This is a genomic window from Nannocystis pusilla (genome assembly GCF_020073745.1).
Classification (GTDB): domain Bacteria; phylum Myxococcota_A; class Polyangia; order Nannocystales; family Nannocystaceae; genus Nannocystis; species Nannocystis radixulma.
Genome location: NZ_JAIRAU010000001.1, coordinates 486,871 through 507,834 on the forward strand (window position 1 = coordinate 486,871; position 20,964 = coordinate 507,834).

Sequence of the window (20,964 nt, forward strand, 5' to 3'; positions counted from 1 at the left end):
CAAAGGCATGTCTATATTGATACGTTGCTCAGGCGGGGGCGTGGAATTCGCGCCGGAGCTCGAGCACGAAGGTCGTGCCGGTGCCGGGCTCGCTGGTGACGCCGAGGCGGATGCCGAGGAGGTCGCAGAAGTGGCGCGTGACGGCCAGGCTGACGCCGGCGCCGTCGTAGCGGCGGGTGGGCGAGTCGTCGATCTGCGAGAACGGCTGGAACAGGCGCCCGAGGTGCTCGGGGGCGATGCCGATGCCGGTGTCGGCGACGGTGATTCGCACGCCGCCGGCGGACACCTCGGCGGCGAGGGAGACGCGGCCGCGGCGGGTGAACCGACAGGCGTTGTCGAGCAGCGAGACGAGGCAGTACTCGAGCTTGCCGGGGTCGGTGGCGACGCTTCCCAGGTCGGGGGCGAGCTGGAGGACGACGGTGTCGTGCTGCTCGCGCGCGAGCGGCTCGACCTGGACGAGCGCGGCGTGCAGGAGCGCGGTGAGGTCGACGGTCTGCAGGTTGACGGCGATCCGCCCGCCCTCGGCGCTGCTCAGCTCGAGGATGTTGCTGAGGGTGCGGAGGAGGCGATCGGCGGCGCCGCGGATCCGCCGGAGGTCGCCGCGCACGGCCTCGGGGTCGCGCTCGTCGACCTCCTCGTCGATGAGCTCCGCGTAGCCGATGATCGCGTTGAGCGGGGTGCGCAGCTCGTGGCTCATGCGCATGAGGAAGCGCGACTGGGTGCCGGCGGCGGCGACGGCCTGGTCGCGCGCGGCGGCGAGGCCGGCGTAGAGGCGGGCGTTCTCGACGGAGACGGCGGCCTGGGCGGCGACGTGGCGCAGGAGGTCGAGGCGCCCGGCCGTGAACACGCCGGTGGCCTGCTCGTGCTCGAGGTAGAGGAGGCCGATGAGCTGGCCGTGATGGACGATCGGGGCGCACAGGACCGACCGCAGGCCGCGCTCGATGATGTCGGGGTCGCCGACGAAGGGGCCCTCGCCGGTGGCGTCGCGCAGGACCACGGGCTCGCGCGTGCGCGCGACGTAGGCCAGCAGCGACCGCGGCAGGCGCGGGTAGGCGCCGAGCTTGACGCCCTGCATGACGGCGACGGCGTGCGGCTCGAGGGTGGCGTCGGCCTCGACGAAGATGTGCTGGTCGTGGCGCAGGGCGATGACGACCCGCCGCGCGCCGGCGTTCTCCATGACGACGGCGACGAGGGTGCGGAGCAGGCGGTCGAGGGCGATCTCGCCGCTGATCGCCTGGGCGGCCTTGAGCGCGCTGGCGAGGTCGAGCCGCGCGCTGGCCGAGCCGGGGTTCGAGGGGGTGGTGCTGCTGGCGGTGGTGGTCGAGACGTCGACCTCGGCCGGGACGTGGGCGGCGAACTCCCGCTGGAGGGCGCGGACGCGGGCGCGCGCGCCCCAGCGGTCGTAGGCCCGCAAGGCGCCGTGGAGGTAGGTGGCGCCGACGCTGTCGTCACCTGTCTCGAAGCACAGGCGCGCGGCGTGCTCACCGGCGATCGCCTCGAGGTGCGGGGAGCCGTGGCGACGCGCGAGCTCGATGGCGCGGTTGTAGCGGAGCAGCGCGTCGCCGGGGCGGCCGTCGCTGCGCGCGGCGGCGCCGTGGGCGAGCTGCCGGCGCGCGCCGAAGTTGGCCTCGTTGTGGGCGGCGTACTTGTCGAGCTTGGCCAGCTGGCGCGTCAGCTTGGCGCGCAGGCGCAGGCGCTCGAGCGGGCCGGCGCCGCGCAGGAGGCCGGCGTAGCAGAGGGCGGCGAGGAAGTGGAGGTCGACGAGGACGACGTTGCTGAAGAGCAGCTGCACGCGCGCGAGCGCGGCCTCGACGTGCGGGAGCGCGAGCGAGAATTCGCCGGCGAGCACGGCGAGGTTGGCGCGGCTCTTGTGATAGACGAGCTGGGCGACCGGGAAGCGCTCGCGGGCGGCGAGGAACTCGTCCTCGCGCCAGACCGGGCCGTCGCGCGGGTCGTGCGGCTCGTCGAGGAGGTTGAGCAGCAGGTCGGTCTCGATGCGGTAACACTCGTAGAAGTCGGGGCCGAGGCGGCGCTGCAGGGTGGCCCGGTTCTCGGCCCGGACGGCGCGCACGCGCGTCAGCTCCTCGCCGGCGAGGTACATCGTGACCGGGAGCGAGAGCAGCGAGAAGGCGGCGATGACGGCGTCGCCGTTGGCCTCCGACTTGCGCGCGCCGTCCTGCAGCTCGCGGAGCGCCTCCGACCACGGCTGCGTCCACGGGGTGATGAACATGCCGTGGTGCTCGTCGAGGCGGCCGATGGTGTAGGGGTCGCACAGCTGGGCCTGAATGCGGCGCGAGAGGTCGGCGTAGGCGGCTCCGCCGGCGATGTCGTCGAAGCCGCCGATCAGCACCGAGGCGTAGTAGACGCAGGCCTGCGTCGAGTACGGGGTGAGGCCGGTCCGCGGCAGCGCGCCGAGCTGGCGCAGCATGAGCAGGGTGAGCCAGGCCGGGTCGGCGAGCATGGCCGGGCCGACGAGCCGGTGCAGCAGCTGCTCGAGGCGGAGGACGCGAGGGTCGGTGGCGACCGGCAGGGCCTCGAGGTCGGCGAGGCTGCGCCCGCGCAAGGCCCAGCGGGTGCGCGCGATCTCGAGGGCGATCTGGGCCGGGCCGACGCGCTCGGGCATGTCGACGCCGAACAGCGCGAGCGCCCGCCGACCGGAGTGGAAGGCGGCGTAGAGGTCGCCGACGGCGAGCTCGAGGTCGAGGCGCAGGCCGAACAGATCCATGCGCTCCAGCTCGTCGGCGGCGCCGGCCAGCAGCGGCTCGAAGCGGGCGAGGGCGGCGTCGACCTGGCCGCCGAGGTACTCGGCCTCGACGCAGGCGCGGTGCAGCTCGAAGGTGAGGCGCGGGGCGGCGGCCCACGGGTCGGGCGGGAGCAGGTCGACGCCGCGGCGCAGGAGGTCGATCGCGTAGGCGTAGGCGCCGCCGCTCAGGGCCTCGCGCCCGCCGGCGAGGTGATGCTCGGCGACGACGAGCCGCTCGCCCCGGTCCCGCAGCAGCGCGCCGGCCCGCGCGAAGTGCTCCAACATGGTGAAAAGTTCATGCCCCTTGAGGCATGTCCGTTGGAGCATGTGACGGGCGAGGTCGAGGTGGACCTCGGCCCGCCGCGGGGCGTCGAGGTCGGCGGCGACGACGGCGGCGAGGCCGGGGGCGGCGAAGGCGAGGGCGGCGTCGTCGTCGTCGCCGTCGCGGCGGACGAGGCCGTGGTCCACGGCGGCCTCGAGGTCGGCGGCGAGGGCCGGGAGCGGGCGACGGGCGGCGACGGCGAGGTCGGCGAGCGGGACGCGGGGGCCGACGCAGCCGGCGAGGGCGAGGACCTCGCGCGTGGCCGCGGGCAAGGCGGCGGCGCGGGCGGCCAGCTCGGCGAAGATGTCGTCGGCGAGCGCGGCGGAGCGGACGATCGCGGCGTCCCAGCGCCACACGTGGGCGTCGCGGTCGTAGCGGAAGGCGTCGCGGCCGACGGTCCGCAGCAGGTCGGCGACGACGCGCGGGAGGCCGAGGCTGCGCGCGTGCAGCAAGGCGGCGAGGCCGGGCGCGTCGGCGACGGCGGGACTCAGCGTGTCGCCGACGATCTGCTCGACCTCGGCGACGCTCAGCGGGCGCAGGGCGATCGAGGTGAACGGCAGGCCGGCGGCGGGGACGTCGCGGCACAGGTCGGCGAGCGGGCCGGTGAGGTCGCCGGGGCGGGCGGTGAAGACCCAGGAGATCCGGGCGATCCGCCGCTCGAGCAGGGCGGTGGCGATGACCTGCAAGGCGGGGACGCCGAGGTGCTGGACGTCGTCGACGAACACCACGAGCTCGCCCTCGAGCTCGGCGCACAGGCGCAGGAGGGCGAGGAGGGCGAGGCGCAGCCGCTGGTCGGCTTCGCCGGGGAGGAGCCGGTCGGGCGCGGGGCCGGGGTCGACGAGCGCGGCGAGCTCGGGCAGGTGCGGCAGGGCGAGCGCGAGCTGATCGTCGAGGCGCTCGCGGACCCTGTCGCGGAACTCGGCGGCTGCCGCCTCGGAGGCCGACAGGCGGCGGCGCAGCAGCTCGCGCAGGAGCAGCCACAGCGGGCCGTACGGGGAGGTGCGGGCGAGGTCGGCGTCGCCGACGCAGCGCACGAGCTGATGGCCGCGGGTGGCGGCGCGACGCTCGACGCCGCGGACGAGCGCGGAGCGGCCGCTGCCGGGCGGACCGTGGACGACGGCGAGGCCGCCGGCGGCGCCGTCGATGGCGAGCAGTTCGGGCTCGCGGCCGACGAGGACCTCGGAGATCTGGAAGGCCTCGGCGACGTCGTCCTGGCCGAGCGGGAAGTCGAGGAGCTCGCCGCCGGCGGCGAGGGCGTCGCGACAGCGCTGCAGGTCGGCCCGCAGGCCGCGGGCGCTCTGGTAGCGGCGCTCGGGATCCTTGGCGATGACCTTGGCGATGATCCGTGAGACGACGAGGGGCAGCTTCGGCGCGAGGACGTGCGGCGGGGTCGGGACGCGGGCGATCGCGCAGTGGACGAGCTCGAGCGGGTCGTCGCCGGCGAACGGGAGGACGCCGGTGCACAGCAGGTAGAGGGTGACGCCGAAGGAGTAGAGGTCGCTGCGGTGGTCGACGCCGCGGGCGATCCGCCCGGTCTGCTCGGGCGAGACGAAGTGCGGCGAGCCGACGAACTCGCCGCTCGGCTCGCCGGTCGGCGCGGCGGCGATGCCGAGGTCGGACAGGGCGACGCGTCCGGTGGCGAAGTTGACGATGATGTTGTGCGGCTTGACGTCGCGGTGCACGAGGCCGACGTCGTGCAAGGCGCCGAGAGCGTCGCACACGCGCACGCCGATCTGCAGGACGAGGCCGAGCTCGAGCGGCTCGCGCCGCCGCTGCAGCTCTTGATGCAAGGAGACGCCGCCGAAGTCCTCCATGACGAGGGCGACGCCCTGGCTGCTGTGCGTCATCTCGATCGGCCGCACGACGGCGTCGCTGTCGAGCTTGCGCATGCAACCGAACTCGTGCCGCAAGCGCGCCACCTCGAGCCGCGGCGGCGACGGGTCGCGCAGACACTTGACGACGACGGTGCCGCTGCCCCGCTTCCTCCGCATGCGCACGACGAGCGTGCGTCGACCGCCGTACAGCGGCTCGGGACTGTCGTAGTCGGCCGTCGTCAGCACGCGCGCTCGGGGGAGCGAGTGTCCCACGAAACGTCGCGCGCCGCGGTGATGCAAACGCCGCCGGACGAACTCGCGCCGCACCATCGCAGGCGATGTGGGTCGCGCCGCAGATCGAACGAGGATGTAGGCGCGGTGGCGCCGCGGCGACGTGGTCGTGGTCAGCCGGCGCACCTGCTGCCGATGCCCGCGGTCATGCGTCGCGGAGCGCCGCGAAACGAAGTGCGTCGGTGCTGCTCGCGAGGTCTGCAAGCAGGCGAGGCGCGAGGCCGGTGAAACAGGATCCGACCGCTCGCGTAATCCGGCTCAATCGTCGTCGTCGTCGTCGGCCTCGCGCGCCTCGGCGGCGGCGAGGGCGGCGGCGGCGGCGGCCTCGCGCTGGCGACGGATCTCCTCGAGCTCGAGCGCGAGGTCCGATTCGTCGAGGCCGCGGCGGCCGGCGGCCCAGCGAGCGGCGTCGTGGACGCGCGGGTCGGGCTCGAGCAAGCCGGCGGCGAAGGCGTGACGCTCACCGCGATCGGCGGGGCCGCTGCGGTTGCCGAGCGCGAGGAGGGCGTTGCGGCGCATGAGCCGGTGGGGGATCCGCCGCAAGGCGGTGTGCCTGACGAAGCCGCGGTACTGGGCGCCGCCGAGCGCGGCCATGGCCGTGACGCTCGGCGCGGGCCGCGGGGCGGGCGGGAGCCAGGCGGCGGCGGGGATCCGCGCGACCCGCCCGAGGCCGGCGTTGTAAGGACAGACCTCCTGGCACACGTCGCAGCCGGCCAGCCGCTCGCCGAACTTTTCAGACATGTCTTCGGGGACATGTCCCCTGTGCTCGATGGTGAGGTAGCTGAGGCAGCGCCGCGGGTCGAGGTCGCCGGGGGCGTCGAAGGCTGCCGTGGGACAGGCGTCGAGGCAGCGGGTGCAGGCGCCGCAGGCGTCCCACGGGGCGCCGGCGAGCGGACGGGGCTGGTCTTCGGACCAGGTGGCGGTGCACAGCAGCTCGCCGAGGAGGACGTAGCTGCCGAGGCCGGGGACGATGAGGCAGCCGTGCTTGCCGAGGAAGCCGAGGCCGGCGAGGGCGGCGGCGCTGCGCTCGAGGACGGGCTTGGTGTCGACGCAGATCAGGCTGCGCACGCCCGGGAGTTCGGCGTGCAGCGCCGCCTCGAGGGCGATCAGGCGCTGATGGACGACGGTGTGGTAGTCGCGGCTGCGGGCGTAGCGGGCGATCGGGCCCGGCTCGCCGCCGTAGGGGACGGCCGCGACGAGGAGGGTGCGCGCGCCGGGGAGCATGCCGGCCGGGTCCTTGCGCAGCTCGAGGGTGCGCGGGATGAAGTCCATGTCGCCGGCCTTGCCGGCAGCGACGTAGGCGTCGAGCGCGGCGCGAGCCGGGGCGAAGCCGGGGTCGTCGAGGCGGACGGCGCCGAGCCGCAACAGGCCGTTGGCCTCGGCGACGGCGGCGAGGCGCGCGAGGATCGCGGGGGTGAGGACGGGGCTGTCCGTGGAGACATGTGATGTGTCTGCGAGGACAGGTGCCGGTGACGCGGAGCGCGGAGGCGAGGCCCGGGGGCCGGCGGGGGCGGCCTCGGGTGATGTGTCCGCAGAGACATGTGATGATGCCGCGAGGACAGGTTCCGGTGGAGCGGGGCGCGGAGGCGAGGCCTGGGGGCCAGCGGGGGCGGCCTCGGGTGAGGTGTCCGCGGGGACAGGTGCAGGTGGCGCGGAGCGCGGAGGCTCGGCTCGGGGGCCGGCCTCGGGTGAGGTGGCCGCGGAGACATGTGATATGTCCTCGGGGACAGGTGGAGTTGCGCGCTCGCCTGGGCTGTCCTCGGGGGCACTTTTAAAAATTCTGTCTTTGGGGACAGGCGGGTTCACGGCGGGTCTGGCGGGCGCGGGGGGGCGAGGTCGAGGCGCTGCAGGAGGTCGTAGACGATCCGGGCGGTCGCGCCCCACAGCGGGGGCTGGTGGATCTGGAACTCGTGCAGCTCGTAGCGCTGGCCCTGCCACTCGCGCTCGCCGGCGAAGCGGTAGACGGCGGGGTCGGCGACGGTGCGGAGCGCGGGGGTGAGGACGGCGGTGACCTCGGCCTCGGCGTGGGTGGGGACGAAGGGGCCGTCGACGAGGCCGACGAACGGGATGATGACGTAGCCGGTGGGGACCGGCACGGGGTTCAGGCGGCCCAGGACCGTGACCTGTCCCGGAGGCAGGGCGACCTCCTCCCAGGCCTCGCGCAGGGCGGTGGCGACGAGGTCGGCGTCGCCGGGGTCGGGCTTGCCGCCGGGGAAGGCGAGCTGGCCGGGGTGGCTGCGGAGGTTGCTGGCGCGCTCGATGAGCAGGAGGCGCGGGCCGTCGCCGGGGGTGGCCTCGATCAAGATCGGGGCGAGCACGGCGGCGTGGCGGAACGGGGCGGGATCGGGCAGCGGGCCGGAGATCGCGTCGAGCCGCAGGCTGAGGTCGCGCGGGAGGTGATGCACGCCCGACGGAGTTTGGCACATCACCAGGCGGGGGGGCGCACCGGGCGGCCGCCCTGCACGACCAGCGCGGGTCGCTCGAGCAGGCGGATGTCGGCCAGCGGGTCGCCGTCGACGACCACGAGGTCGGCGATGAAGCCGGGCTTGACCTGGCCGAGGTCGCGCAGGCCGAGCAGCTCGGCGGCCGAGCGGGTGGCGGCGACGATGGCGTCCTTCGGGGCCATGCCGAGGTCGACCATGACCGAGAACTCGCGGGCGTTGTCGCCGTGAGGGAAGACGCCGGCGTCGGTGCCGAAGGCGATCTTCACGCCGGCCTTGACGGCGCGGGCGAAGCTGTCGCGCATGCGCGGGGCGATGAAGCGGGCCTTGGCGGCGCTGTCGGGCGCGAGCTTGCCGCCGTCGGCGGCCTGCTCGATGACGCGGCCGACGTAGACGGTGGGCACGAGGAAGGTGCCCTTCTTCTTCATGAGCGCGATCGCCTCGGCGTCGAGCAGGCTGCCGTGCTCGATGCTGTGGACCCCGGCGCGCACGGCGTCCTTGATGCCCTCGGTGCCGTGGGCGTGCGCGGCGACCTTGCGCCCGGCGCGGCCGGCCTCGTCGACGATCGCGGTCAGCTCGGCGACGGTGAGCTGCGGGTCGCCGGCGCCGTCGCCCGAGCTGAGCACGCCGCCGGTAGCGCAGACCTTGATCACGTCGGCGCCGAGCTTGATCTGGTGGCGCACGGCCTTGCGCACCTCGTCCGGACCGTCGGCGATGCCGGTGCGGAAGTCGGGCGGGCCGCCGAAGATGTCGGGGCGCAGGCCGTTGGTGTCGTCGCAGTGACCGCCGGTGATGCCGATCGCGTGGTTGGCGGCGACGATCCGCGGGCCGCTGACGCGACCGTCGGCGATGGCGTCGCGCAGGCTGCGGATGGCGAAGGTGCCGCCGACGTCGCGCACGGTGGTGAAGCCGGCCAGCAAGGTGGCGCGCGCGTGAGCGACGCCGCGCAGGGCGCGGTCGGCGTCGCTCTCCTGGACGTCGCGCATGACGCTCTCGGCGTGCGTGGGGGCCATCTCGCCGAGCAGGTGGGTGTGCGCGTCGATGAGGCCGGGCAGGAGGGTTCGACCGCCGAGGTCGATGACGGCGGCGCCCTCGGGCGCCTGCAGGCCCTTGCCGATGCCGGAGATCCGGCCGCCGGTGACGAGGACGTCGACGCCGACCTGCGGAGCACCGCCGCTGCCGTCGATGAGCCGGGCGTTGCGCAGGAGCAAAGCGTCGCCGTCGGCTGTCTTTGGGGTCATGTCACTCGCGCGCACGACCGGGGCGTCGCGGTCGGGGAGCGGACAGACGGCCGCGGGCGCGGGCGGGGCGGCGGGGCTCGCGGCGCAGGCGGTGAGGAGGGCGCAGGCGAGGAGGAGGCGGGGTGACACGCGGGGATGATGCCACGCCGCAAGGGGCTCGACGCGGGCCGCGAGCGCGGCGATAGTCGCGGGCGGATGGCGACGCCTCCTGAAACCGAGTGGCCCTACGCGGTGTCCGAGTTCGAGTGCCATCGCTGCGGCAACTGCTGCCGCGGCGACGGCGACGTGGCGCTGACGCCCGACGACGTGGCGCGGCTGGCGGCCCACTTCGGGCTCGCGGAGGAGGCGTTCGTGGCCCGCTACACGTGGCGCCGCGAGGACGGGGCGACCTGCCTGATCGACCAGGGCGACCCGCTACGCTCGTGCGTGTTCCTCACGCCCGAGAACACGTGTGAAGTGCACGCGCTCAAGCCGACGCAGTGCGTGGGCTTCCCGATGAAGTGGCGGCCGACCGACGCGCTCGAGATCTGCGCCGGGCTGCGCGCGGCGGCCGGGCTGCCGTACCCGACGCGGCGGACGATGAACCGGCGCACGGGGTGAGGCGTGCGGCGCGAGCAGGACCTGTCCGCCGGGGCCGCGGCGCCGCTGTTCTGGGCGTTCACGCTGGTGTTCGCGGCGATGGTGCTGTCGCGGTTCGACGGCTTCGCGGCGCAGATCCCGGCGCAGGTCCACGTGGGGATGCTGTGGGCCGGCTGCCCGCTGCTGCTGCTCGCCGGGGCGATCGAGGGCCGCATCGATCACGGCGAGCGCTCGCGCGAAACGCCGCTGTGGATGGCGATCGATTCGCGGCCGGTCCGCTACACGTTCACGCTGGCACTCACGTACTTCGGTCTGGTGGCGCTGGCGGCGTTCGATGTCTCGCTCGGGGTGGTCGACCCGCGCGCGCCGGCGGAGTGGCCGCAAATGCAGCGGCTCCTGTGGTTCGTCGGGTTCTCGTTCGGGATGAGCTTCGCCAACTACCTGGCCGCGGCCGGAGCGTTGATTCCGGGGCTGCGGGTGGTCACGGCGCCTTTTTCGCGCCTGCCGACGGCGCTCGGTCTGGGGCTGCTCATGGCGCTCGGGCTCGGGCTCTCGGCGGCGGCGTTCGAGCTGCTGGCCCGCAGCGCGGAGATCCGCGCAAACGTGGCGGACGCGGCCGCCCGCGTGTGGCAACCAGAGTAGCCGGCCGGCCTCGGCCCTGGCTGGCGACGGGTGTTGCGGCGCGGCCCGGGTTTCCAGGCGGTTTTTGAATAATTTCAGCGACAAGCGCGACGGCGCGGAGATTGAACAGGGCGCGGCATCCGGTCCAGCAGCGGACCACAAAAGGATCTTGAGCCATGTCGATCATCACCCGCATCCGCACCCTCACCCTGACCGCCCTGGCCGCCGCGATCGTGGTCGCGCCCGGCTGTGACGATGCCGCCACGTACGAGGCGCTCGGCGTGACAGTCGAGGACCTCGAGACGATGTCCGCGGAGGAGCTCGACGCGCTCGACGCCGAGATGGCGCTCGGTGGGTTCGACCTGACCACCGAGCGGTTCGTGACCCACCGGCCGCACGAGCGTCCGGAGGGCATGAAGGAGCTCCGCATCCCGATCGTGTTCACTCACACGCAGGAGCCGGGCGCGGGCGAGGGTCTGACGATCCGGCCGCGCCCGACGCACGCCGGCGAGGTCCCCGCGGCGGCCACGGACGTGCTCGCGGCCGAGCCCGACGAGCCGCCCCCGTGTGACACGCACGGCGAAGATGTCGAGTTCGCCGCGGAGTGAGCAGACACGTTCGCCTCCTCACCATCCCGTGAGGTCCCACGCCCCCCGTGCGCGCTACGTTGCGCCGGGGGGCGTCTGCTTGACCGTGTCATCGAGTTCGGGAAGCGTTAGCACTGGCGCCTGCGCCGACGAGGTGAAGCGAGTGGTGATGACGACGCTCGGGGTCGATGCCCTGGTGGTGCTCGGTTGGCGCGAATGGGTCGCGTTGCCGGATCTGGGGATCGACGCGCTCAAGGTCAAGGTCGACACCGGCGCCCGCACCTCGGCACTGCACGCGTTCGGCGTGGAGAAGCTGCCCAACGCCAGGGTCCGCTTCCGCGTCCATCCCCATCAGTACGACGACGACGACGCGGTGGTGTCGGAGGCGGCGCTGGTCGACGAGCGCGTGGTCCGGACGTCGGGCGGCCACAGCGAGCTGCGCCCGGTGGTGCAGACGACGATCAAGGTCGGCCAGCACGAGTTCGGGGTCGAGTTGACGCTGTCGAACCGCGCGCTGCTCGGCTTTCGCATGCTGCTCGGGCGCGAGGCGGTGCGCGGCCGCTTCCTCGTCGACCCGATGCGGAGCTACTGTTGCGGTCACAAGCTGCGGAGGGTGTCGTGAAGATCGCGATCTTGTCGCGTGACGCGTCGCTGTACTCGACCAGTCGCCTCCGCGAAGCCGCGGAGCAGCGCGGGCACGAGGTGCAGGTGGTCGACTACCTGCGCTGCTACATGAACATCACGTCGAGCCGGCCGCACGTGGTCTACCACGGCGAAGACCTCAGGGACGTCGACGCGATCATCCCGCGGATCGGGGCGTCGAACACGTTCTACGGCACGGCGGTGGTCCGCCAGTTCGAGATGATGGGGGTGTTCACGCCGAACCGCTCGCAGGCGATCTCGCGCTCGCGCGACAAGCTGCGCTCGATGCAGATCCTGGCGGCGAAGGGCATCGGCCTGCCGATCACCGGGTTCGGCCACTCGATCAAGGACATCGAGGGCCTGCTCGAGGTGATCGGCGGACCGCCGGTGGTGGTGAAGATGCTCGAGGGCACGCAGGGCATCGGCGTGGTCCTGGCCGATACGCCGGCGGCGGCCCGCAGCGTGATCGAGGCGTTCCGGGGGCTCGACGTCAACATCCTGGTGCAGGAGTTCGTGAAGGAGGCCGAGGGCGCCGATATCCGCGCGTTCGTGGTCGGCAACCGGGTGGTGGCGGCGATGAAGCGCCAGGGCGCTCCGGGCGAGTTCCGCTCGAACCTGCACCGCGGCGGGAAGGCGACGAAGATCAAGCTGACGCCCAAGGAGCGGTCGACGGCGGTCCGCGCGGCGTCGATCCTCGGGCTCAAGGTGGCAGGCGTCGATATCCTCCGCAGCCGCCGCGGGCCGGTGGTGCTCGAGGTCAACTCGTCGCCGGGGCTCGAGGGCATCGAGCGCACGACCGAGACCGACGTCGCCGACACGATCATCGCTTACATCGAGCGGTCGGTGGCGGGGACCGACAAGAAGAGCGAGACGCCCAGTCCTTACTGAGGGCGGCGAGTCGGGGGCCGGGGGGTCTGGCCTCGCGAATTGCCGACTGCGCCTCGCGGGGGGTCCGGGGAAGGGTCGGCCGCGAGTTCAGCGTGCCGATGACCCCGACTTCGTCGTGGTCATCTTGCCCTCGTATTCGCGTCCGACCCTTCCCCGGACCCCTGGCACGGCTGCAGCCGTGAGAGGCCGCCGCGCCGAGGTCGGCTTCGATGCGAGGTTGTCTTGTGGAGCAGATCGGCTGCGCCTGTTCGGCGGCCAGGGCTGGCCGCCGAACAGACGCTTCTCGCGTCATGACGGCGCGGCCTTCAGCGCGGCGAGTTGTTAGCGCGGCGAGGCGTTCGCGTCATGGCGCGGTGCTTCAGCGCGGCGAGCCTTTAGCGAGGCGAGCCTTCGACCGCGGCGAGTCGTTCGCGTCATGGCGGGGTGACATGGCCGAGGGGACAGGACCCAAGCACGAAGCCCCGCGGACCGGGGGGTCCGAGGGGCGCGTGGGGTGCCGAAGAGCGCGGCGTGGGCCGGGCTCAGCCGCCGATGGTCGGGGCGATGTTGCCGCCGAGGGTGAAGGCGATGATGAGGGCGAAGATGACCAGCGACTCGATGAAGGCGAGGCCGAGGAGCATCGGGACGAGGACCTTGCCGGCGCTGTTGGGGTTGCGGCAGATGCCCTCGAGGGCGGAGGCGACGGCGCGGCCCTGGCCCAGGCCGCCGCCGAGGGCGGCGAGGCCGATGGCGACCGCCATGGCGAAGCCGTAGATCGAGCGCTCGGAGCCGGAGGTCTCGGCGGGGGCAGCGAGGACGATCGCGGGGACGAGGAAGGTGAACAGGAAGGAGGCGATCTTGGTGATGTTGCGCATGGGACAGCTCCGAAACGGCCAGGGCCGCGAGGTCAGGGGGCTCAGTGCTCTTCGGCGTGCTCGACGGCGAGGCCGATGAAGATGATGGTCAACAGGGTGAAGACGAGGGTCTGGACGATGGCGACGACGGTGCCCAGCAGCAGGAACGGCAGCGGGACCAGCAGCGGCACCATCAGGGCGACCACGCCGACGACCTTGTGGTCGGCGACGATGTTACCGGTGAGGCGCAAGGACAGCGAGACCGGACGGGCGATGTGGCTGACGATCTCGATCGGCAGGAAGAGGAAGAACAGCCACGGGAAGCCGCCGATCTTCGGGCCGAGGAAGTGGGCGAGGTAGCCGAAGCCGTTCCGCACCACGCCGGCGACGTTGTAGACGATGAAGACGATCAGCGCGAAGACGAGGTTGGTCTTCAGCGTGTCGGTCGGCGGCAACATGCCGGGGATCAGGCCCTGGATGTTGCAGACGAAGATGAACAGCGCCAGCGTGCCGGTGAGCGGGAGGAACCGCTTGGCGTCCTCCTCACCCATGACGTCGGCCGAGAGGTTGTAGACGGCGCCGACGAAGCCGTCGACCATCGCCGCCAGGCCGAAGTTGCGCGGCGGGATCACCCCGCGCGAGCTGTCTTGCAAGCTGGCGCGGTAGCGCAGCGCGGCGATGATCAGGAACACGAAGGCGAGGACGGCCCCCGCGACGTGCACCAGCGTGAAGTGCGTGGCACCGAAGATCAGGAACGCCTTGTCACGGGCCAGATGCTCGGCGGCGCTGGACTCCAGGTGGGCCCAGAACTCGGGCATCAGGAGCGTGTACCAACTGTCGTGATCACCCATGTTCAGGCGTCCGGTTCGGGATCGTCGCTTGAGAGGTCCGCGCGGCTCTGAAGCGCCGCCAGGCAGAAGGCGGCCAACGCCGCCAGGACCCCTGCTGCGAGCCCCTCAGGTCGGCCGGGCATGTACCAAAGGACGGCGACGGTCGCAAGAGCAGCGACCGGCCAGCGCACCAGTGCAAGCCCCGCTCCGCCGCCGCCGCCGGGGCCCCGCTGCGGGTCGGCCTGGACCTCGGCCACCAGACGCACCACGGCCCGCGCGAGCGATGCGAGGTTGAGGAGGCCGATCGCGGCCCCGGCGACGACGCTCCACGCCTGCTCCGCGCCCGCCAGCGCGCCGGCCAGACCGGCCGCGATCGCGGTGAGCGTGAGCGTCCACAAATACACGCGACGCCGCACGAGATCCCAGGTGGCGGGGCGCACGGCTAGCGGACCTCGGGGTCGTCGGTCGACTCGTGACTTTGCCCCGCAGCAGCCCGCTCCTCGGCCTCGATGCGGGCGCTGAACTTGCGGGCCGTGCGGAACACCGCCAGCCCCGCGGCGCCGATGCCGACGCCGAGGCCGATGTACGTGGTCCACGGGGCCCAGTGCGTGACGTGGCGCTCGAGGTACATGCCGCCGAACGCCCCGATGGCGATGGCGACGGCCATCTCGATGCCGACCGAGCCGGCTTCGGCGAGCTGGAACCACCGCGCTTGCTTGAGCAGCGGCTCTCTCTTGCGGCGCTCGGTCATGGGGAGATCGGTCAGCCGTAGCGGCGAGCGACCGCGGCGAAGGCGGCCTCGGCGGCGGCGAGGGTGTGTTCGACGGCGACGGCGTCGTGGGCGGCCGAGACAAAGCTGGCCTCGAATTGCGAGGGCGCCAGGTAGACGCCGCAGGTCAGCATCTCGCGGTGAAACTCGGCGAACGCGGCGAGGTCGCTGGCCCTGGCGTCGTCGTAGTCGTGGACCTCGCCGCCGCGGAAGAACCCGGTGAACATGGCGCCGACGCGGTTCATCACCACCGGGACGCCGGCCCTGGCGGCCCGCGCGGACAGGCCGGCGGCGAGGGTGGCGGAGGTCTCCGCGAGCGCGGGGTAGATGTCGTCGCGGGCGAGGACCTGCAGGGTGGCGAGGCCGGCGGCCACGGCGACCGGGTTCCCGCTGAGCGTGCCGGCCTGGTACACCGGGCCGAGCGGGGCGACGTGCTGCATGATGTCGCGGCGACCGCCGTAGGCGCCGACCGGCAGGCCGCCGCCGACGATCTTGCCGAGGCAGACGAGGTCGGGGGTGACGCCGTAGCGCTGCGAGGCGCCGCCGAGGGCGACGCGGAAGCCGGTCATGACCTCGTCGAACACCAGGACCACGCCCTCGCGGGTGCACAGGTCGCGCAGGGCCTGGAGGTAGCCGGGGCGCGGGGGCACGCAGCCCATGTTCCCGGGGACAGGTTCGACGATGATCGCGGCGACGTGGCCGCGGTGCTGCTCGAGGACCTGCTCGACCGCGTCGACGCTGTTGAACGGGACGGTGAGGGTGTCGGCGACGGTGGCCGCGGGCACGCCCTCGCTGCCGGGGATGCCGAGCGTGGCGGCGCCCGAGCCGGCGGCGACCAGGAGGAAGTCGGCGTGGCCGTGGTAGCCGCCGTCGATCTTGACGATCTTGCTGCGGCCGGTGAACCCGCGGGCCAGGCGCAGCGCGCTCATGGTCGCCTCGGTGCCCGAGGAGACCAGGCGGACCATGCCGCCGTGCAGCGCCGGAACCAGCCTGGCCAGCAGCTCGGCGAACTCGACCTCACCGGCCGTACATGCCCCGAAGGACAGGCCGTCGCGGGCCGCGCGGCAGACGGCGTCGACGACCTCGGGGTGGGCGTGGCCGAGGATCGCCGGGCCCCAGGTGCCGACGTAGTCGACGAGGGTGACGCCGTCCTCGGTGAGCAGGTAGGGCCCGCGGGCGGCGCGGATGAACGGCGGGTCGCCGCCGACGGCCTTGAAGGCGCGCACCGGGCTGTTGACGCCGCCGGGGATGACGAACTGGGCGGCGTTGAACAGCGCGCGGCTGCGGGCGCCGGCGCGGCCGTCGCCGGGGATCTGGGTCCAGAACTCGGGCGGTGTCGTCATCGGGAGCAGGTCCTTTGGGGCATGTTCTCGGGGCCAGATGAGCGGCGGCCCCGGGCGGCTACTCGTCGGCGGACTCGTCGACGCCGGGCTCGGCCTCGCCGGCCGGCTCGGCGGCCTCGCCGGCCTCCTCCTCGCGGTCGACGATGCGCTCGATGGCGACCACGCGCTCGTCCTCGCCGGTGCGGATGATGCGGACGCCCTGGGTGTTGCGCCCGATCTCGCTGATCGACGCCGCGGTGGTGCGGATGACCTTGCCGCGGCTCGTGACCACCATGACGTGGTCGTCGGGGTCGACGACCAGGGTGCCGACGACCGGGCCGTTGCGCTCGGTGACCTTGATCGTGATGATGCCGAGGCCGGCGCGGTTCTGGACCTTGTAGTCGGAGGCGGCGGTGCGCTTGCCGTAGCCCTTGGCGCACATGGTGAGGATCGAGCGCTCGCTCTCGGGCTCGAGCACGGTCATGCTGACGACGGCGTCGCCCTCGCGCAGGTCCTGGCCGCGCACGCCGCGGGCGGTGCGGCCCATCGGGCGCACGTCGTCCTCGACGAAGCGGATCGCCATGCCCTGGGCCGAGGTGAGCATGATCTGCTGCTTGCCGTTGGTCAGGCGGGCGTCGATCAGCTGGTCGCCGTCCTCGATGGTGACGGCGATGATGCCGGTCGAGCGGATGTTGGCGAACTCGTCGAGCGCGGTGCGCTTGATGTAGCCCTGCTGCGAGCACATCACGACGTAGTAGTGGCCGCCCTCGAGGTCCTCGTCGCGGTAGGGGACCATGCCGAGCACGCGCTCGCCGTCGCGCAGGTCGAGGAAGTTGACCAGCGCCTTGCCGGCGTGGTCGCGGCGGCCGGCCGGCAGCTCGAACACGCGGGTGCGGAACACCCGGCCGGTGTTGGTGAACATCAGCACGTGGGCGTGCGTGCTGGCCTCGAACAGCTCGACCACGAAGTCGGCGGCGTCGCGGCCGACGCCGCCCTTGACGCCGGTGCCGCCGCGGCCCTGCACGCGGTACTCGCCGACCGGGAGCCGCTTGATGTAGCCGTTATTCGTCAGCATCACGATCATCGGCTCGTCGGCGACGAGGTCGATCGGCTCGATCTCCGACTCGTCGTCGACGATCTCGGTGCGGCGCTCGTCGCCGTACTCGTCGCGGATGCTGACCAACTCGCCGCGGATCACCTGCATCAGCATCGAGTCGGAGGCGAGGATGCTCTCGAGGTAGGCGATCGTGGCGCACAGCTCCTTGTACTCGCCCTCGACCTTCTCGCGCTCGAGGCCGGTGAGCCGCTGCAGGCGCATGTCGAGGATCGCCTTGGCCTGGGCCGGCTTGAGGTGGTACGGCTTGCCCTTCGCCGCCTCGACCTCGGCCTCGGGCCGGCCGCAGCGGGCCAAAAAGCCGGAGAAGCCGGACAGCGGCTCGGCGCACAGGGCCTCGCGCGCGGCGTCCGGGTCGGGCGCGGCGCGGATGATGGCGATGATGCGGTCGATCGCGTCGATGGCGACGCCGATGCCCTCGACGATCTCGCGCCGCTCGAGCGCCTTGCGCAGCTCGTAGCGCGAGCGGCGGGTGACGACGACGCGGCGGTGGTCGATGAAGTGCGTGAGGCACTCGTGCAGGCTCAGCACCTGCGGGCGCCCGCCGGCGATGGCGATCATGTTGACGCCGAAGCTGACCTGCAGGTCGCTCGACTTGTAGAGCGAGTTGAGGACGACCTGGGCCGAGGCGTCGCGCTTGACCTGAATCCAGATCCGCATGCCGGTGCGGTCGGAGTAGTCCTGCAGGTCGCTGATCCCCTCGATCTTCTTCTCCCGCACCAGCTCGGCGATGTGGCTGATGAGGCGGACCTTGTTCACCTGGTAGGGGATCTCGTGGACGATGATGGCCTCGCGGCCCTTCTCGTCCTCCTCGATCGTGCAGCGGGCGCGCAGGGTGATGCTGCCGCGGCCGGTCGCGTAGGCCTGGCGGATGCCGGCGCGGCCGATGATCTGGGCGCCGGTCGGGAAGTCGGGGCCGGTGACGATCTGCAGCAGATCGCGCGCGGGCAGCTTGGGGTCGTCGACCAGGGCGATGCAGGCGTCCACGATCTCGCGCAGGTTGTGCGGCGGGATGTTGGTCGCCATGCCGACGGCGATGCCGACGGCGCCGTTGAGCAGGAGGTTCGGGATCTTGGTCGGGAGGACCGTCGGCTCGAGCTCTTTGTCGTCGTAGTTGGGCGCCCAGTCGACGGTGTCCTTGTCGAGGTCGGCCAGCAGCTCCGAGGTGAGCCGCTTCATGCGGACCTCGGTGTAACGCATGGCCGCGGGGGCGTCGCCGTCGATCGAGCCGAAGTTGCCCTGGCCGTCGACCAGCGGGTAGCGCATGGCGAAGTCCTGGGCCAGGCGGACCAGGGCGTCGTACACCGAGGCGTCGCCGTGCGGGTGGTACTTGCCGATGACGTCGCCGACGACGCGGGCCGACTTCTTGTAGGGCTGCGCGTGGGTGTTGCGCAGCTGGTCCATCGCGTAGAGCACGCGCCGGTGGACCGGCTTGAGTCCGTCGCGGACGTCGGGCAGCGCGCGCGAGATGATGACGCTCATGGCGTAGTCCAAGAAGGAGCTACGCATCTCGTCTTCGATGTTGATCCCGGTTTTCTGCTCGCTCGCCATACGCCGTGAGGGGCGGGAGGATAGCGCGGGCCTGCCGACGCGGCTACGCGCTTTTGCAGGCCGCTGCGGGCCGCGGCGGCGCCTCCCGCGCTGAGCCGCCTGGAGGCCGCTCGCAGGCCCGCAGCGGTGGTCTGCGAGGTGTCGCCGGAGATGCGCCCGCTCACGTCGCGACGCGCCGACCTCAGGCGGGAAATTCACGAGCAAGAACGACGTTTTGCCGGCCGGGTGCGACGTCTGCCACGCGCGGTGGGGGATCGCCAGGCGGGAATGGGCGGGCCCGGCCCCGCGGTTATTCACGCGGCCGGGGGGCCCGTTCCGGCTTGTACGGCCCCCCGGCCTGCCACAGCATCGAAAATGAGGAGGTACCGGAATGGAATCGACCTGGTTCGTCGTCGCGGATCGCAGTCAGGCCCTGCTCTTCGAGGTCAACGGCTCGCGCATGAAGCCCACGCTGACCCCGATCGAGACGCTCGCGAGTCCGGAGCGACCGCGCTACGAGCGGCGCGGCGGCCAGAGCAGCTCGTCGGGCCGGCGCGACCTGGTGAGCGAGACCCGCGGCGCGGCCGAGGAGCAGGACTCGAAGTTCGTGCGCCAGATCGTCGAGCGGCTGACGCAGGCCCAGCACCAGCGTCAGTTCGGCCGCCTCGTGATCGCGGCCCCGGCCGACTTCGTCGGCCGCATGCGCGAGGTCGCCAGGGGCTCGCTGCAGAAGGCGGTCGTCCGCGAGATCATCGGCGACTACACCAACGACTCGGTCCAGGCGCTGCAAGAGCGGGCGCGCCGCCACGAGTGGCTGCACTGAGTCGGTCTCTGAAGACATGAAAGAAGGGACAGGTCCTCGGGGACCTGTCCCTTCTCGCTTTCGGCGGCGGCGCGGCCGGCTACCAGCGGCCCTGGATGTTGCGGATCATCGAGTAGGGGTACGGCAGCGGGGCGCTCGAGGCGTCGTCGAGGGCCTTGAGCTGCTCGCTCGACAGCTCGAGGTCGGCGGCCTTGAGGTTGTCGCGCAGCTGGTCCTCGGTGCGGGCGCCGAAGATGCACGAGGTGACGCCGGGCTTGTGCAGCAGCCAGGCGAGGGCGACCTGCGACGGGGTGGCGTCGAGCTCGCCCGCGACGGCGCGCACGGCGGCGATGGTCCGCCAGTTGCGGTCGGTGTCGAAGGCGGCCATCCGCTCCTTCCACTTCTCCAGGCGGGTCCCGGGCGGCGGCGGCGCGCCGCGCTCGATCTTGCCGGACAGGAAGCCGCCGGCGAGCGGCGACCACGGCAGGATGCCGAGCCCGTGGCGCACGCACGCCGGCACCAGCTCGAGCTCGAGGTCGCGGACGACGAGGCTGTACTGCGCCTGCAGGCTGACGAAGCGCTCGAGGTTCCTGGCCTCGCTGGTGAACACGCTCTCGACCAGGCGGTAGGCGGCGTAGTTGCTGCAGCCGATGTAGAGGACCTTGCCGGCGCGGACCAGGTCGTCGAGCGCGCGCAGGGTCTCCTCCTCCGGCGTGTCGCTGTCCTGCATGTGGATCTGGTAGAGGTCGATGCGGTCGGTCTGCAGCCGGCGCAGCGAGTCGTCGACGCAGCGGACGATCCGCCGCCGCGAGGCGCCGGTCCCGTTGGCGCCCTTGCTCATGCGGAAGCGGAACTTGGTCGCCAGCACGACCTCGTCGCGGCGCCTGGTCTCGGCGAACCACTTGCCGATCACGCGCTCGCTGAGGCCGTCCTGGCCGTACACGTCGGCGGTGTCCCAGAAGTTGACACCTGCCTCGAGGGCCAGGTTCATGATGCGGAACGAGGTGGCCTCGTCGCACCCGACCTTGTGCATGAACGAATTCTCGTCGGCTTCGCCGAACGTCATGGTGCCGAGGCAGAGGGTCGACACCGACAGGCCGCTGCGGCCGAGGTTGCGGTACTCCATTGGGTCCTCCCCCGCGCGGTCGCGGGCGGAAGGACTCTACGGGCGACTGGAGCCGGTCTGACGGCCGCCGGCCCGATCGTGGCCGGGTCGGTCGATCCTCTGTCCGGGCGGGGCGCGGGCGGACTCGGCCGTCAGCGCAACGCGCGGTCTTCAGTCGGAGATGGAAGCACAGGGGCCCGTGAGGGCCGGGAAGCTGGCCGCCCGGGCGCGGCCATGGAGTGAGAGCAGGGGCGGGTTTGCCGTTCCGGGGGCGGTAGACAGCAGTCTAGGCGCTGTCGCGGCGGGCGCCGAGCTTGCCGGGAGCGGCGGGAGCGGGCACTTCGGCGCTGTCGTTGGCCGGCCAGGTGTGGGCAAGCCCCAGAGCCAGGCGGGCACCGACCTGCGGAAAGGCGTATTGCACCTTGAGGCACAGGTAAACCCAGGGAACTTCGGTCTTCGCGGACATGGCGGCTCCAGGGGGGGCAAGGTC

18 protein-coding genes are annotated in these 20,964 nt (G+C 72.5%); 6 read left to right on the forward strand and 12 right to left on the reverse strand.

Annotated features, from left to right (window positions below):
- Positions 1 to 28: 28 nt before the first annotated feature.
- From K7C98_RS01970 to K7C98_RS01985, 4 genes are all read right to left on the reverse strand, one after another.
- Positions 29 to 5,125 (reverse strand): protein kinase domain-containing protein, encoded by a 5,097-nt coding sequence (locus K7C98_RS01970; RefSeq protein ID WP_224189764.1) that lies wholly within the window; start codon positions 5,123 to 5,125, stop codon positions 29 to 31.
- Positions 5,126 to 5,428: 303 nt separating this feature from the next.
- Positions 5,429 to 7,054 carry a tRNA epoxyqueuosine(34) reductase QueG gene (queG, locus tag K7C98_RS01975; RefSeq protein ID WP_346660261.1) on the reverse strand — a complete coding sequence of 542 codons (1,626 nt, stop codon included), beginning with the start codon at positions 7,052 to 7,054 and terminating at the stop codon, positions 5,429 to 5,431.
- On the reverse strand, positions 6,973 to 7,575 hold the full coding sequence (locus tag K7C98_RS44565) for an NUDIX hydrolase (RefSeq protein ID WP_224189766.1): 603 nt from the start codon (positions 7,573 to 7,575) through the stop codon (positions 6,973 to 6,975). Before K7C98_RS44565 ends, queG begins: the two co-directional genes overlap by 82 nt.
- Positions 7,576 to 7,595: 20 nt before the next feature.
- Entirely contained in the window at positions 7,596 to 8,981 is a 1,386-nt protein-coding gene (locus K7C98_RS01985; protein WP_224189767.1) for a metal-dependent hydrolase family protein, read from the reverse strand.
- A 66-nt stretch (positions 8,982 to 9,047) separates the two neighbouring features.
- On the opposite strand from K7C98_RS01985, the gene K7C98_RS01990 reads away from it, so the two are divergent.
- The 5 genes from K7C98_RS01990 to rimK all read left to right on the forward strand — a co-directional run bounded on the left by K7C98_RS01990 (position 9,048) and on the right by rimK (position 12,169).
- Positions 9,048 to 9,452, forward strand: a complete 405-nt coding sequence (locus K7C98_RS01990) for a YkgJ family cysteine cluster protein (protein WP_224189768.1) — start codon at positions 9,048 to 9,050, stop codon at positions 9,450 to 9,452.
- A gap of 3 nt (positions 9,453 to 9,455) precedes the next feature.
- Positions 9,456 to 10,073 carry a hypothetical protein gene (locus tag K7C98_RS01995; protein WP_224189769.1) on the forward strand — a complete coding sequence of 206 codons (618 nt, stop codon included), beginning with the start codon at positions 9,456 to 9,458 and terminating at the stop codon, positions 10,071 to 10,073.
- 155 nt (positions 10,074 to 10,228) lie between these two features.
- On the forward strand, positions 10,229 to 10,660 hold the full coding sequence (locus K7C98_RS02000; protein WP_224189770.1) for a hypothetical protein: 432 nt from the start codon (positions 10,229 to 10,231) through the stop codon (positions 10,658 to 10,660).
- Positions 10,661 to 10,808: 148 nt separating this feature from the next.
- The gene (locus tag K7C98_RS02005; protein ID WP_224189771.1) at positions 10,809 to 11,261 is read left to right on the forward strand and encodes an ATP-dependent zinc protease family protein; all 453 of its coding nucleotides are present in this window, start codon (positions 10,809 to 10,811) and stop codon (positions 11,259 to 11,261) included.
- Positions 11,258 to 12,169 carry a 30S ribosomal protein S6--L-glutamate ligase gene (gene rimK, locus K7C98_RS02010; RefSeq protein ID WP_224189772.1) on the forward strand — a complete coding sequence of 304 codons (912 nt, stop codon included), beginning with the start codon at positions 11,258 to 11,260 and terminating at the stop codon, positions 12,167 to 12,169. Before K7C98_RS02005 ends, rimK begins: the two co-directional genes overlap by 4 nt.
- 521 nt (positions 12,170 to 12,690) lie before the next feature.
- Here the strand turns inward: rimK and K7C98_RS02015 are convergent.
- The 6 genes from K7C98_RS02015 to gyrA are packed head-to-tail and all read right to left on the reverse strand — an operon-like array spanning position 12,691 to position 18,588.
- Positions 12,691 to 13,023: an ATP synthase F0 subunit C gene (locus K7C98_RS02015; protein ID WP_224189773.1), complete on the reverse strand. Its 333-nt coding sequence runs from the start codon at positions 13,021 to 13,023 to the stop codon at positions 12,691 to 12,693.
- Between the two features lie 41 nt (positions 13,024 to 13,064).
- Positions 13,065 to 13,853 carry a F0F1 ATP synthase subunit A gene (gene atpB / locus K7C98_RS02020; protein ID WP_224189774.1) on the reverse strand — a complete coding sequence of 263 codons (789 nt, stop codon included), beginning with the start codon at positions 13,851 to 13,853 and terminating at the stop codon, positions 13,065 to 13,067.
- A 2-nt stretch (positions 13,854 to 13,855) separates the two neighbouring features.
- The gene (locus K7C98_RS02025) at positions 13,856 to 14,272 is read right to left on the reverse strand and encodes an ATP synthase subunit I (protein ID WP_224189775.1); all 417 of its coding nucleotides are present in this window, start codon (positions 14,270 to 14,272) and stop codon (positions 13,856 to 13,858) included.
- Between the two features lie 2 nt (positions 14,273 to 14,274).
- Positions 14,275 to 14,583, reverse strand: a complete 309-nt coding sequence (locus K7C98_RS02030) for an AtpZ/AtpI family protein (protein WP_224189776.1) — start codon at positions 14,581 to 14,583, stop codon at positions 14,275 to 14,277.
- Between the two features lie 11 nt (positions 14,584 to 14,594).
- Positions 14,595 to 15,944 (reverse strand): glutamate-1-semialdehyde 2,1-aminomutase, encoded by a 1,350-nt coding sequence (hemL, locus tag K7C98_RS02035; protein WP_224189777.1) that lies wholly within the window; start codon positions 15,942 to 15,944, stop codon positions 14,595 to 14,597.
- A gap of 58 nt (positions 15,945 to 16,002) precedes the next feature.
- The gene (gyrA, locus tag K7C98_RS02040) at positions 16,003 to 18,588 is read right to left on the reverse strand and encodes a DNA gyrase subunit A (protein ID WP_224189778.1); all 2,586 of its coding nucleotides are present in this window, start codon (positions 18,586 to 18,588) and stop codon (positions 16,003 to 16,005) included.
- Between the two features lie 370 nt (positions 18,589 to 18,958).
- Here gyrA and K7C98_RS02045 point away from each other — a divergent pair, with 370 nt between their 5' ends.
- Positions 18,959 to 19,390: a host attachment protein gene (locus K7C98_RS02045; protein ID WP_224189779.1), complete on the forward strand. Its 432-nt coding sequence runs from the start codon at positions 18,959 to 18,961 to the stop codon at positions 19,388 to 19,390.
- Between the two features lie 79 nt (positions 19,391 to 19,469).
- On the opposite strand, the gene K7C98_RS02050 is transcribed toward K7C98_RS02045, so the two are convergent.
- Both K7C98_RS02050 and K7C98_RS02055 read right to left on the reverse strand, forming a co-directional pair.
- Positions 19,470 to 20,495: an aldo/keto reductase gene (locus K7C98_RS02050; RefSeq protein WP_224189780.1), complete on the reverse strand. Its 1,026-nt coding sequence runs from the start codon at positions 20,493 to 20,495 to the stop codon at positions 19,470 to 19,472.
- A 265-nt stretch (positions 20,496 to 20,760) separates the two neighbouring features.
- Positions 20,761 to 20,940, reverse strand: coding sequence for a hypothetical protein (locus tag K7C98_RS02055; protein ID WP_224189781.1), 180 nt, complete (start codon positions 20,938 to 20,940; stop codon positions 20,761 to 20,763).
- Positions 20,941 to 20,964: the final 24 nt, after the last annotated feature.